Consider the following 13,364-nt stretch of genomic DNA (forward strand, 5'->3'; position numbering starts at 1 on the left):
CAGGGTAAAGTGGTTGGTATGCCTGCAGCTATTACTTTAAAACTTTAAGGCCGTATTTTCCTGCCAAAAAGGATGCTTTTTTGTGCCAACTATTGCTTAGGGACCTTGTGTGCAAGAGATCAGATCGGTATTATCTTCTTAGATTTTATTAACTTGCTGCATGGCAGGCCGATAGGGGAGAAAAAGATGAAGATGAAATATCAGCATCGAGATCAGGCGTTTCACTCCTTTATTTCCACAAATAACACTTATCCGCTTCATTTGCATAAAAATGTTGAGATAACCATGGTTATGTCCGGCAAAATCAATATCTTCATTAATGGAGAAGACTATGAATTGTCAGAAGGGGAAGTGGCCATCATTTTTCCCAATCAGCCTCACAGCTATGAAACCACCGAAAGCAATCAAATTTTGCTGATGTTCTTCGAGGCCACATTTCCGGGAGATTTTACGGGGGATTTGCTTCATTATGTTCCGGACAAGTCCGTAGTTCCCAGGAACAAGGTACTTACGGATCTCATGGCAACCTTGTATAAACTCTATATAGAAAAAAGTGACGATCGATTACTTAGAGCCTATGTATCCGCCATATTAGGGCACGCTCTACCGTTAATGTACATGAAGAGAGTGGACTACAAGAACGACATGGATATGATTCTGAAAATCCTTGCTTACATCGACATGCACTTTTTAGAACCCATTAACTTGGATGCGCTTTCAAAGGAACTGGGCATTAGTAAATTTATGATCTCCCGGATTTTCTCCGAGCAATTCCAAGTTTCTTTTCGCGATTACATCAATAGCCAGCGGGCAGCTTATGCACACATGCTGCTGTTATCTACAACCCATCCGGTCACCGACATCGCCTTTGATTCCGGGTTCAACAGCTTGCGATCATTTTATCGGGTCTTTAAAAAACAATATGGGGTGGCCCCCAACGAATTCCGTTGTAAATCACCGGCTTTATCTTCACAATAACGAAGAGGCTGATTTGACACAAAGGAGCTTAATAGTTATCATGGGCAAATAAAGTCTTTGATTGAGGTGAACACTCCACTATGAAATTTTCTAAAGCGACGAACTATGCTCTTCATACCATGCTCTTTCTTGCTGTCGTCCCCCCGAATAAACTCATCGGCGTACAGCAGCTGGCGGAACGACAAGAGGTTTCTCCGACGTATTTATCCAAAATCCTGACCAAGCTGGTCAAGGCCGGAATGATCGAGTCGACTTCAGGCGCCAATGGGGGATACCGCTTAAAGCGAAATTGGGAAGAGATCTCGTTCCTGGACATCATTCATGCCATTGAGGGCAACGCTTCCTTATTTGAATGCGACTTAAACCACGGTCAAGATTGTATGATTCAGAAAATCATGGTAACGGCGGAAGAGAAGATGGAGGATTATTTACGAAATCAAAAAATATCCGAGCTTGCCAAGAAAATGACGGCCGTTCTGTAAAGGACTGACTATGGACAAGAAGATAGTCTCATTGAAAGTCGCTATTTTAGCGGCTTTTTTTATCGGAACAAATTCTTGTCCCGAGCCAAGGACAAGAACTTGTTCCTATTGCCGGAATGTACAAGAACATAGTCAGAATACCGATTAGATGAATATCAAACTACAATTCCCATTAAGCTAACGGGCAGGTTAGTTCAAACAACATCTCAAAATTCTGAGGTATTGCCTTTGAGTTAGTAGAACATCTTTGTGTATGAGGTCTGGTCAACAAACCATTCTTTTCGGATAGTCCCTCTTAACAAACTATTATATAATTAACTTTAAGAATACAATTTCAACGAACGAGGGAAGCATATGAAACTATTGATTGTAACCGTTTCATGCATAGCCAATAGGACAAGGTGCATGAAACGATAAATTTTGTCCTACTCATGGCTTTTTCCAAAATTCAAATCAAGGAGAAAAGCTAAATGAACTATAACTATAGAGCTGCTTTTTCGCAGACGGATATTACCCCGGATTTTCCTGTAGAAATGATTGGCCGTTCGCGTGAGAAGAACAAAGTAAACGGTATTCATTATCCATTGAAAGCACAAATAGTACTGTTTGAACATCAAAATGACCGCTATTGCTTGATTGCCATAGATAGCTTAGGCTTTACAACAGCTTTATCAAATGAATTGCGGGAAAGGGTTGCGGAAGCATTGGGCACTACTGCCACTAATGTTATGCTCAATTTTTCCCATACCCACTCGGCACCTGATCCTTTGTCGCCGCTTAATGGACAAAAGTATTATTCGCTCTTATGTGATAGAGTGATTTCCTGTATAACAAATGCGATAGTAAATTTACAGCCATGCCTCGTCTCCTGGGCAGTTGGCGAAACAGATATAGGTGAAAACCGGCGGGATGGGTGCAGCGTTGTTGATAAGCGCCTTGGAGCATTGCAAATTGTTAATGCTACTACTCAAAAATCGATTGTAATGCTATTACGGGTTTGTGCTCATGCCAATATCTTAATGAGCCATAGTAACAAACTTTCAAGCGACTATTTCGGTGCGACGCGGGAAAAAATTGCAGAACACTACGGTTGTCCAATTATGATGATACAAGGTGCTGCAGGAAACATTAAGCCTGTTGGTGTTGATAAAATTGATGGCGGCACTACATCCGATGTTGATCGCATAGCAGATGAGCTTCTGCAATCTGCGACAAAACTTCGATTTACCCCAAAAAAAATAACACGTTTGCATATGGTGGAAACAGAGATTCAAATGTACTCTGATGTTCCAGAAGTTGATGAAGCAAGACAAATTGCGGAAAAATCAGGCTTGAATGCGACGGGTTGGCTTAGTGAATGTGAACAGTTAAGAAACGCCGGGATAACCACTCAAACGCAGAACCGTAGCATCCATTTTCTATTGTTGAATGAGGGCAGCCTGTGTGGTGTGCCAGATGAGATTTTCTGTGAGCTTTCGCTTGCGGTTACGGAACAAACAGACAATCCACTTTTATTTTTCAATGGGTATACCAATGGCTGCACGGGCTATCTTCCGAATAGAGAAGAATGGATAAAAGGCGGCTATGAAACTCATGACAGCTATTTAATCTACTATATGTATCACGGCCATGTCATGCCTTTTCGAGCAGATACTGCAAAAAGACTTGTAAGAGCAGTAGTTGATGTATGGAAGAAAAGTAATTAGCTACAGGAACATAAGACTGTGACAGCAGAAAAATAGAGCACTCGAGATAACTTCGAGTGCTCTATTTTCGTATGTGACTTGAAAATCCCTTAAATGTGCCGTGAGCATTTTTTTGTTATACCAATCGGGATAGTCTTTTTCTAGTACATAGCAGATTGTGTATCGCGGGGCGCGGGTTTTCTGTTTAGGCTTTAGCCAGCCTGCCAAGCAATGTTTCCTTCAGGGAACATATGTGCTAAAATAAGTACGCCAAACACGTATTTTGCGCACTTTCAATTCTAAGCGATTTGTTTAAAGGCGAATGGCTACTTGCCTATTAAGTTTAGTGCTAGAATCTAGCATATTATACATAAAATAGCGAGGGATTGCGTTGACGAATAAATATGACATCGAAGAAATCTACTCCGAGCCGATTCAGGCTTTTACGATTTGGATGAAGCAGTCCGGTTATACCGAGGCCACTAGAAAAGAATATAAGAGGGAAGTATTCGATTATCTATCATCATTAGATGAACTTCCGGTGCAGCAGGCTGGTAAGTTACATGTTGTCAGTTTTCTGGTATCCAAACAGGAATCGGCCGGAGATCGAACGAGGAACAGAACGCTGTCCGCCATCCGGTCGTTTTACACGTCGTTGATCGATTTTGAGCTTGCAACAAGAAACCCCGCTTTAGAGGTGAAGAAATCCAAGACCGAGAAAAACAAGATACCCGTCTACTTGGAAGAGCAGGAACTAAAGAAAGTGCTCACTTATGTGGAGGGGCGCTTTCGGGATCGGAACTTGGCTATTTTCCTGTTGATGGGGTATTGCGGTTTACGGGTGGGGGAAGTACATCGATTGAATCTTTCTCACTTTAAGAAGGAAAAGGGATCGCTCGAAGTGTTGGGAAAAGGGCGCAAGTGGAATGAGATTCCGTTGCCGGAAATGGTTGTAGAGGTACTTGTAAAAGTGGCGGAGGAACGAATTCAGCCTTATAGCTCCAAAGAAGAAGCATTTTTCGTGTCCCAAAAAGGAAGAAGGCTATCGATCCGTCAGATTCAGAAGATCGCCGCTCAAGTCTTCGATGCGTTTAAGCAGGATCATCCGCAAATGACCGATATGAGACTTTCTTGTCATAAGCTGAGGCACTCCTTTGCTACGATGCTGCTGAATAATAATGTGGATATCCGCGTCGTCAAAGAGCTACTTGGCCATGCATCGATCGAAACGACTATGATTTATACGCATATCAATGACGAGCAGAAGCGGAGCGCGATGACTACGATAGAGATACCCGTGATATAAATGGAACGGCTGCCCTTGAAAGGCAGCCGTTTCCGATTCAGTCATTGGAAGACCCGAAATCCGTTATATTCATGTCGACTTCATAGGTAATCGGGAATTCAAAAATCTAGCCCGCTCTAAAGAGCGGGCTAGTGTCATGCTGGTTCTAACTTTCTGAGGATCACTTCCGGAATTGCCAATAATAACGCTATAGTGCCATAAACGCCTATGGTGTAACCGGTGACGTATTGAAATCCAAAGCCCTGATGAAACAGAGCGGTGACGAGATGAATCGACAGATTCGTAAAACAAAAGGCATAACTGCGAACCATCCAGTTCCGGTGAGCTTGTATCCGCTTTTTTTTGATTTGAACTAGCGCTGTAGCAGTGATGATCAGCCATATCATATTGATCGCGTTGAATCCGATGCTTGCTATTTTTCCTCCTGTGGCGTAAGGCGCCATGTATCCGGATGTCAATACGACGACAAGAACGGATATCAGATAGACATAACCGTTAATGCGATGAACTAAAATACTGCGATCACGTACTCGCTTTAAAAAGTTAATCAGTCCCGTTGCCATCGCGATACAGGCTAAGGCCACATGAATACGCATCACATTTAACCAGACCGCGGGTTTAAGTTCGCGCCTGAGTCCGGTTTTATGACTTAGAAATTGTTTAGCCTCGGGATCAAAGATAAAGTTATCCGCCAAGGCGTACACGATAAATATAAAACTGATACCCGCCAATGCTCCGTATAACCATTTCCGTTTTTTCATAGGTAAGTAATCACTCCTTGGGGCTTTGACCTAATCAGGATGACGCCCCTGAAATGCGTTTGCCCGTTAATTTGGATGCAGGCAGCAAGCCCGCTTTTGCGACTCCGGTCATAAGTTCACCGTCCGCGGATACTTCGAATTTAAGATTTAAGCGTAACGGTTTTGTAACTCGCAGATTCCAGGCCAGCTTATCCTTAAGAAGTACGGGATTTATGAAAGGAATTTTATCGTTTCCTTGGGTTGCCGAACCCTGGATGATCCCGTCATTCGTTGAAATCGAAAGTCTGACTTCTAACTTTCCGACCGGCGTTACGATCGTCGTATCCCAATCGCCATCAAAGACGGAGGCAAAAGTAGCTTTGCTGTTCAGGGAATCATCGTGAATAGAGGGGATGTTCGCACTCTCATCCGCGGGTGTCATTTGAGTGTTTGGCGCCATTCCCATCGCCCGCCAGACCGTTCCTCTCCGCTCAAATTCAAACAATTGCTCAACCGCGTGGGCGATTCGAGGTCCGAGCTCACGTTCCAGAAGATACAACGCGACATCGAGCCCTGAAGTAACTCCGCCGCCGGTAACCAGATTGCCGTCGTCCACTACACGCGCTGAGACGGGAATGGCACCTGTTGCTCCAAGCAAATCCATGCCCAGATGATTCGTGACCGCCGATCTGCCTTCCAATAACCCTCCCATGGCTAACACCAGGGAGCCGCCGCATACCGTGGCGACTAAAACATCGTTCCTTCCCAGGGCTCGCTCCATCAGTCCGGTAAGATCCGAATTCGCAGCTGCTCCCAGAATCGACGGGACCGAAGCAGGTCCGTGTCCATCTATTTGTCCGGAAGCTCCGGGGACGACAATAATCCCTGCAAGTTCCGGGTTCAACTTGCCGTGCGCTTCAACTTTTAATCCGTTAATGCCGCTAGTCACGAATCTTGGCCCTTCGGCGGTGACCAATTCCACGTTTAACGTGTTTTCCGTAAACAAAGTCGCTGCACAAAACACCTCATAAGGCGCAATGGCATCCAATAGGTCGAATCCATCAAAGAGTACGACTTGAACCGATATCATGATTTATCCTCCTAAACTCATTTTTTGCAGGTAGATGTTTAACCCGGTACGTTGACATTCCGACTCAACTGGATCAATCTTAACAACGGAACATCTCAAACGAAGCTAGGAAAAGGTCACAAAACTATAAACAACTCATCACAAAACATACGGTCATGCTTGCTGATGCGAAAAAAATGGTATATTAGGATGCAAGGTGGGATGTTCATGAGTTCATTACATACGATCCTGGTGGTAGACGATGACCAAAGTATCGTCGAGCTGCTGAGAGACTTTTTGGAGAACGATTATTTTCAAGTAATTACTGCTTGTGATGCTGAGCAGGCCTGGAACGCATTTCAGAGCGAGCCGATTCATTGCATTGTTCTGGACATTATGATGCCTGGACAAAACGGGTTTGAGTTATGCCGCCGGATTCGTGCGGAGAGCGATGTCCCTATACTTTTCTTGAGTGCCCGCAGTGATGATGTAGACAAGATTCGAGGATTGACGCTCGGCGGTGATGATTATATTGTTAAAACCGCTTCACCTGGAGAGATCGTTGCTAGAGTAAAGGCTGTTTTGCGGCGCGCCGGTACCGGGGAGCCAAAGGCAGAGCAAATATTGGATTATGGCCGTATCAAACTAAACCTTACCGCGAGAGAGGTTTTTGTAGAAGGTAACAACGTCGTACTTACACCGAAAGAATATGAACTGCTGCGCTTATTTGCTGAACACCCCAGACAAGTTTTTACATATGATCAGCTGCTTGCGAAGTTCTGGGACGGAGTCGGCGACAGACACACGATTCGGGTTCATTTAAGCCGGCTTCGCGAAAAGATTGAAGGGGATCCGAACCAACCGCAATATCTGGTCAATGTATGGGGTATCGGGTATCGTTTTGAGGGAGGATGAGATGAGAACATTGCGCATTCGTACTTTTACCTTGCTTTGTTTCTTTTTCATCCTATCAGCGCCCTGGATATTCTTCGTAATCTCTAATTTTATGGAAACAAATACGCTCGGCTTTTCAAGAAGTCAGGCGCATAATGAGCTAATACAAGAACAGTTGACCGAGACGACTCAACTGATCGAAGCGGGTGCTGGCAAATGGAACGATCCTCAATGGATTGACCAATTGCAAATCAAATTGCGCGAAACGGAGATGGAAGCTGTGATCCTGGATGCTTCGGGTCAGGTGATTTTTCGGTCCGCTTTGAAGGGCATGGACGCTTCTGCGCCGATTGAACGATTATCGATTCTGGAGGACGGTCGTAAGCTTGGCGAGGTTGTCATTTATCTGCCGAAGACAAGAACGGTTCAAATGATTGCTGCGATAACCGGGCTGCTGTTAGCTTTCTTTATAGTTGGATTTGAGATGCGCAGATTTCTTCTTAAGCCCCTCGAAAAGATGGGCTATGCCGCAAGACAAATTGCAACTGGAGATTTGGATGTGCAGCTGCCATCGACCAAAATCACAGAAATTGCTGAGGTGCGAGACGGATTTGAGTTGATGGTTATGGGACTCCGTCAATCCAATCAAAAGCAAGTGGAGCTGGAAGAGCAACGACGCTTCGTGATTTCGGCTGTAGCGCATGATTTACGGACACCGTTGTTCGCATTGAGGGGTTACCTGGATGGCTTGGAGCAAGGCGTGGCTCAGTCCCCGGAGAAAATGAATAAGTATTTGGCGGTTTGCAAAGAAAAATCGGCGCAATTGGACCGGTTGGTGGAGGAATTGTTCACCTTTTCAAAGATGGAATATTTGGAATCAAAACTGATCACAGAGACTTTGGATTTAAATCTAATATTTCGAAAATCGATAGATAGCTTGAGCCTGCAAGCCGAACAAAAGCAAATTACGATTTCATTGGGCTCCCAGGGCGTATGTTCCCTTAAAGGTGATCCGCACTTGTTGGAACGTGCCATGAACAACCTCTTAGATAATGCTGTAAGATATACCCCCATCTATGGGAAAATTGAAATGGATTGTTATTTGGAGGAAGATAAAGTACTGTTTAAGATCAGGGATACGGGGCCTGGCTTCACTGAAGAGGAGATGCAGCATGTGTTTGAACCGCTATATCGCGGTGAACAATCCAGAAATCGTTCGACCGGGGGGAGCGGGCTTGGTTTAACGATTTCACAGCGAATTGTAAGAATGCACGGAGGGGATCTTGCCGCAAGTAACCATCCGGAAGGAGGAGCACTGCTAACGGGCTGGATCCCTGCAGCTGTTCCGTAATAACGGTAGATAGGGGAAAAGGAAATGAACAAAACGGAACGGCAGCTCGCGATCACGCTTGAGCTTCAGCACAGCAAGATGCTTCGCGCAGAGGATTTGGCGGCCCGATTCGAGACGAGCGTACGCACGATATACCGCGATATTCAAGCGCTTAGCGAAGCGGGGGTTCCGATTGTCGGGGCTCCGGGTCAGGGTTATTCTTTGATGGAAGGGTATTTCCTGCCTCCGGTAGGATTTACGGCTGAAGAGGCGGTGACTTTGTTAATGGGGGCGGATTTTATTGAGCAGCGGCTGGATTCTGATTATGATAGGATCGCCAAGACGGCCAAAGTAAAAATTGAAGCGATTCTTCCGGAGCCAATTCGTAAAGAGTCCGTACGCATTCGGGATACGATGCGGCTCCTTCATGCCGGCGAACAGGTAACCGCGCGGAAAGAAAAGGACTATCTTGAAAAAACGCGACGGGCCATTCTGGATCGCCGCAAATTAAGCTTTACCTATCTGAAAAAAATTCCTGAGCCCGACGGTAATCGGGAGAGCAGGCGGAATGTCTCGCCATATGGACTTGCGCTCGTTCAGGGAAATTGGACTTTGATCGCACGCTGCGATCTTCGGCAAGATATCCGCCATTTCCGTTTGTCACGGATGGCGGATCTTGCGGTGTTAGAGGAGAGCTATTCCATGCCGCCCGGATTTAATCTGCGCGACTATCGCCCGCAAAACGAACGTAAACTTGAAGTGCTGCTTAAGGCGAGTCCCGAAATTGCCGATAAAATCGCCGAAACCGGAAGATTTTATATGGAAATGACAGAGGAATCGGACGATGGACTCTTGGTCACCTTTCGCGTATGGCAGTCGGAAGAGCTGCTCCCTTTTATTCTTGGATGGGGAGCGGACGTGGAGGTAATAGAACCGGAGTCTCTGCGGAACCGGGTTCGGGAAGAAGCTGAAAAGATATTCAAACGCTACTGACACACTGTTGTCAGTAGCGTTATTTTATATTGGGATTATACCCAAGACGAAAGAGGAGTTGTTGTTCTAGTGAGAAACACAGCGGAAACATTACATGAGTTTGAAGCTACAGTGGACCGGTATTTGATTAAACTGGATAACCTTGAAATGGAACAATTGCTTAGGAAAACGGATGAAGATGAATGGTCCATCGGGCAAATGTATATGCATTTGATTCAATCGGCACAATTCATGCAGCTAAATAATGTTGATCAATGCTTGGCCGGAAATGAGGCAACGGTGGTCGTTTCGGGCATCAAGACGGAACAAGGCAGGGAGGTATTCGAACTTGGAAGTTTTCCGCCCGTTCGGATCCGTGTCCCGGCTTCGCCGCAATACACCCCGCAGCAACCGGAGAGCAAGGAGCAGCTTGCGGAAGGTCTCCGAAGTGTAGTGGAAAGGATGAAACGTACAGAGTCTGCCTTGAGTCAGGCGTCTGAAGCATATAAGATCCCGCATCCCAGATTAGGTGCGTTAAACGCTAAAGAGTGGTTTTTACTGGTCGAAATGCATTATCGGCACCATTTGCTGCAATTGGATCGTTTATCTCAGCTTTTATAAAATCTGAGTTTGTGACATTTGAAAGTGGAATAAATTGAAATGGTAACAGAAATATAATTATGTAAACCAAATAAATTTTCTGAAATCAAGAGAGGAAGGGAGCCGGGCTTCCCTTCTTTTTTGTTTAAATTTTACAGTGCCTTTTTCAAATGTCCCATTAGAGAGTATAGTAAAGTATATTAGCGCTGCAAGGAGCAACAATGCCATGTCCATTGAGATAAAAGATATCATTTCAAAAAAAATATTGAGCGAAGCCAAGGGGTACTTGGACGTAGGTTTCACTCATTCATTAAATCCTTACAGCGGCTGCGCATTTTCTTGCAAGTATTGTTATGTGAGGGAAATGCCGATTCAAAAATTCAAGGATATTCCTTGGGGAGAATGGGTCGACATTAAAATCAATGCCGCAGAAAATTACCGCAATGAAATCATCAAGCTTCGTAAAAAAAGCAAACCGGTTCATATTTTCATGTCATCGGCTACGGACCCTTACCAACCTATTGAGCGCAAAGCGGAGGTCACTCGGCGGGTATTGGAGGAAATGATACAACATCCGCCCGATTTTCTCCAGATCCAGACTCGCAGTCCGCTTGTTACAAGGGATCTTGAGTTAATTTCAGTTCTGACGGAAAAATGTGAAGTTCTGGTATCCATGACGATTGAAACCGACCGTGAAGATATAAAGCGGATCTTTGCACCTTATGCTCCTGGCATTCAACTGCGGTTAAAAGCGCTAAAACAAATCCATGATGCCGGAGTAACCACCCAGGCCGCCATCTCTCCCGTGCTGCCCTTTACGCCTGATTTCCCAAAGGCGCTGGAGGGAATCGTCGATCGAATCTGGATCGATACGCTTAATATCGGAGACGGTTCTATGGGTAAAAGATCGGAGCGATTGGGGATGCCAAGTCTGTTTGAAAACCACCAACTAACGAAGTGGAATGATAAGGATATCCATGTGCGGGTGGAAAAGTATTTTAGGAAGTTTTTCCCCCAAGAGATGATCCGTGTGTCAAAACACGAAGCTTTTCCGAAAAATCACAATTTGAAAAAGAAAGATGTTGACCTCAAATGACTAAGGGGATTTGAATCATGATTGAGACTTTCGTATCCTCCAAAAGCACGTGTACGCATATGTGCCGAACAATAGTGTTTTTTGTTGCCGGTATACTAACCTATCGGAATAACTTTGAAGCTGCTGCCGGCGAGTTCGCCAAGCGATATCCCCATATCAAAATCGTAATGATCTTTCCCTATGGGATGGCGGACGGAACTAATCGTTCCTCATTATCCCGTCTATTGGCACGGCAGCTTGCTCCAGTCGGGTATGATCTAATCCATGAGGAATCTCGGCGGGTGAAAGCCGCAGTGGAAATCATTCGTGAGCATGGAGCGGCCGCAGATCAACTCATCCTGGTCGGGCATAGCGCCGGCAGCGTGATTGCTTACCGGGCAGGGCTGAACTTGGAGGAAAAGCACGGTTTTCGGGAGGTTCAAGTATTTGCGGTAGGCAGCCCTAAATTCTTTTTGAAGGATATCTCATTCAATAAGCAATTCACTTATATTACCGGTCAGAAGCAGGACAAAATCACCCGGATCGGCAGATGGCGCAAGCCGGGGTCGCGGAAGTTCCGCGGAAAGCCCGGACGGGAAATTCAACTGGATTTCAATCCGGATCATCAGGGATGGAAGTTTCACGCGTCTTATTTTCTAAATTCGGCGTGGAGTGACGCTAACCAGGTTTTTCATTCCAACGTAGAGGATCTCGTCTCCAAAATCCATGAGCTATGCCCGGATAAGTAGGTTGTATCCCATTATTTTAAGGAGAATGATCATGAATAACCACACCGCCTTATTGGTCATTGACGTACAGGAAGGAATGTTTGATCCGGATTATCCCGTGTTTCAGTATGAGGGCAAGTCAGTTGGGTTATGAAGTCATTGTCGTCGAAGACGCAAACACTACCTATAACCAAGGTGACCGGACAGCTTCAGAAATCATTCAGGAATATAACGATAAATTCCGTTCATTTGCTGAGGTTAGACCCGCGGAGACGCTTCTGTTCTAAGGAACAGATCACATCAATGCGCGTGATGGGCTCCAATAGAATTGTCTGCTGTTTTCTAGAAATTGCTAAGAAAGGAGGGATATAGAGATGAAGTCTCAACCTTTTGAACGAATAAAATTCCCGCCAGGATTTTGGGACGGATTGCGAACCTTAGGGATCTCCGCTCAAGACGTAGCTCGCAAAGCGGGACTGCCCCTGACCATTATTACTGAAACGGAAGTTTCCACCGCCCAATATTTTGATATCTGGCAGGCCTATTCCGATCTCATTGGCGACACGGCCAGAGGAATCATTGAGCTTGCAACCGCCTTTGAAACGTCCAAGTATCCGCCCAACGTTTTAGCGACTTACCACGCTCGTGATTACCGCGATGCTCTTTATCGAATGGAAAGGTACAAGCGATTGTGTCCTCCCGAAAGCTTGCGAATTACCGAAGAAGCAGAGAATTGCACCATTGAGCTGGAGTGGCTAAATCCCGATCAATCTGGTCCGCCTTTACTGGTTGGTATCACGCTGGCATTTTTGCTGGAGCTAGGGCGAAGGGGAACGGGGGAACAATTGACAGCAAAGTGCGTTGAATTTACAAATTCCATGGGCGATGTCCAGGCTCTGGAGGAATTCTTTGGTTGTGATATCGTCATAGGCGCCGATCGTAACCGGCTGACATTGCATCGAAAAGATTTGAATCTTTCTTTTAAGTCGTATAACGAAGAGCTGCTAGAAATATTGACCCCCGCCCTGGATCAATCGCTTAGTGAACAACAGCGAACGCTCACCATAACGGAGAAGGTTAAATGGATCCTGAAACGCAGTCTTACGGGGGGACGGCCTGACATTCAGGTTGTCGCAAAAGAGCTCGGAATGAGCGATCGGACGCTGCAAAGACGGCTGACAGACGAGAACACAAGCTTCAAACAGCTGTTATCGGAGGCTAGACATGAACAGGCACGGGAGTATTTGGCAGACCCCTCACTCGAAATTAAAGAAGTAGCATTCCTGGTTGGGTATGAAGATCAGAACTCATTCTACCGTGCCTTTCGTCTATGGGAAGGGGATACTCCATCGCAATGGCGTACGGAGCACTTGGGGACAAACTGATTTATTAAATGTGGCGTGTTAAACAAGAAGATTGGCGTATGGCGCTAGTTACCGAATGATTCAGACAAGGTAAGATAATCCCTATCCGAAGCATAAGACTGCTTTGAAATTTACTGATAT

Annotated in this window: 14 protein-coding genes; 12 read left to right on the forward strand and 2 right to left on the reverse strand. The window is 45.4% G+C overall.

The genetic code is table 11. From position 1 onward, the window contains the following. Nucleotides 1-186 precede the first annotated feature (186 nt). The 4 genes from NYE70_RS04580 to NYE70_RS04595 all read left to right on the forward strand — a co-directional run bounded on the left by NYE70_RS04580 (nucleotide 187) and on the right by NYE70_RS04595 (nucleotide 4,451). Entirely contained in the window at nucleotides 187-978 is a 792-nt protein-coding gene (locus NYE70_RS04580; protein ID WP_341045153.1) for an AraC family transcriptional regulator, read from the forward strand. Nucleotides 979-1,058: 80 nt separating this feature from the next. Then, nucleotides 1,059-1,460 (forward strand): Rrf2 family transcriptional regulator, encoded by a 402-nt coding sequence (locus tag NYE70_RS04585; RefSeq protein ID WP_211020422.1) that lies wholly within the window; start codon nucleotides 1,059-1,061, stop codon nucleotides 1,458-1,460. 470 nt (nucleotides 1,461-1,930) lie between these two features. Next, nucleotides 1,931-3,166 carry a hypothetical protein gene (locus tag NYE70_RS04590; protein ID WP_341045154.1) on the forward strand — a complete coding sequence of 412 codons (1,236 nt, stop codon included), beginning with the start codon at nucleotides 1,931-1,933 and terminating at the stop codon, nucleotides 3,164-3,166. Nucleotides 3,167-3,536: 370 nt separating this feature from the next. After that, entirely contained in the window at nucleotides 3,537-4,451 is a 915-nt protein-coding gene (locus tag NYE70_RS04595; RefSeq protein WP_341045155.1) for a tyrosine-type recombinase/integrase, read from the forward strand. A gap of 134 nt (nucleotides 4,452-4,585) precedes the next feature. On the opposite strand, the gene NYE70_RS04600 is transcribed toward NYE70_RS04595, so the two are convergent. Continuing rightward, nucleotides 4,586-5,212 carry a DUF2306 domain-containing protein gene (locus tag NYE70_RS04600; protein ID WP_341045156.1) on the reverse strand — a complete coding sequence of 209 codons (627 nt, stop codon included), beginning with the start codon at nucleotides 5,210-5,212 and terminating at the stop codon, nucleotides 4,586-4,588. Nucleotides 5,213-5,246: 34 nt separating this feature from the next. Next, nucleotides 5,247-6,281, reverse strand: a complete 1,035-nt coding sequence (locus NYE70_RS04605) for a DJ-1/PfpI family protein (protein ID WP_341045157.1) — start codon at nucleotides 6,279-6,281, stop codon at nucleotides 5,247-5,249. 207 nt (nucleotides 6,282-6,488) lie between these two features. Here NYE70_RS04605 and NYE70_RS04610 point away from each other — a divergent pair, with 207 nt between their 5' ends. The 8 genes from NYE70_RS04610 (at nucleotide 6,489) to NYE70_RS04645 (ending at nucleotide 13,244) form a co-directional block, all read left to right on the forward strand. Continuing rightward, nucleotides 6,489-7,175: a response regulator transcription factor gene (locus NYE70_RS04610; protein WP_341045158.1), complete on the forward strand. Its 687-nt coding sequence runs from the start codon at nucleotides 6,489-6,491 to the stop codon at nucleotides 7,173-7,175. A 1-nt stretch (nucleotide 7,176) separates the two neighbouring features. Further along, the gene (locus tag NYE70_RS04615) at nucleotides 7,177-8,505 is read left to right on the forward strand and encodes a sensor histidine kinase (protein ID WP_341045160.1); all 1,329 of its coding nucleotides are present in this window, start codon (nucleotides 7,177-7,179) and stop codon (nucleotides 8,503-8,505) included. Between the two features lie 24 nt (nucleotides 8,506-8,529). Continuing rightward, the gene (locus NYE70_RS04620; RefSeq protein ID WP_341045162.1) at nucleotides 8,530-9,477 is read left to right on the forward strand and encodes a helix-turn-helix transcriptional regulator; all 948 of its coding nucleotides are present in this window, start codon (nucleotides 8,530-8,532) and stop codon (nucleotides 9,475-9,477) included. A 69-nt stretch (nucleotides 9,478-9,546) separates the two neighbouring features. Further along, nucleotides 9,547-10,077, forward strand: a complete 531-nt coding sequence (locus NYE70_RS04625) for a DinB family protein (RefSeq protein WP_341045164.1) — start codon at nucleotides 9,547-9,549, stop codon at nucleotides 10,075-10,077. Between the two features lie 205 nt (nucleotides 10,078-10,282). Further along, the gene (locus NYE70_RS04630; RefSeq protein WP_341045166.1) at nucleotides 10,283-11,152 is read left to right on the forward strand and encodes an SPL family radical SAM protein; all 870 of its coding nucleotides are present in this window, start codon (nucleotides 10,283-10,285) and stop codon (nucleotides 11,150-11,152) included. Nucleotides 11,153-11,169: 17 nt separating this feature from the next. Then, entirely contained in the window at nucleotides 11,170-11,880 is a 711-nt protein-coding gene (locus NYE70_RS04635; RefSeq protein WP_341045167.1) for an alpha/beta hydrolase, read from the forward strand. Between the two features lie 107 nt (nucleotides 11,881-11,987). Beyond that, nucleotides 11,988-12,146: a hypothetical protein gene (locus NYE70_RS04640; protein WP_341045168.1), complete on the forward strand. Its 159-nt coding sequence runs from the start codon at nucleotides 11,988-11,990 to the stop codon at nucleotides 12,144-12,146. A gap of 87 nt (nucleotides 12,147-12,233) precedes the next feature. Beyond that, on the forward strand, nucleotides 12,234-13,244 hold the full coding sequence (locus NYE70_RS04645) for a helix-turn-helix domain-containing protein (protein WP_341045169.1): 1,011 nt from the start codon (nucleotides 12,234-12,236) through the stop codon (nucleotides 13,242-13,244). The last annotated feature ends 120 nt before the right edge of the window (nucleotides 13,245-13,364 follow it).

The sequence above is a fragment of the Paenibacillus sp. FSL R5-0407 genome, from assembly GCF_038009185.1.
Lineage (GTDB): Bacteria > Bacillota > Bacilli > Paenibacillales > Paenibacillaceae > Fontibacillus > Fontibacillus vini.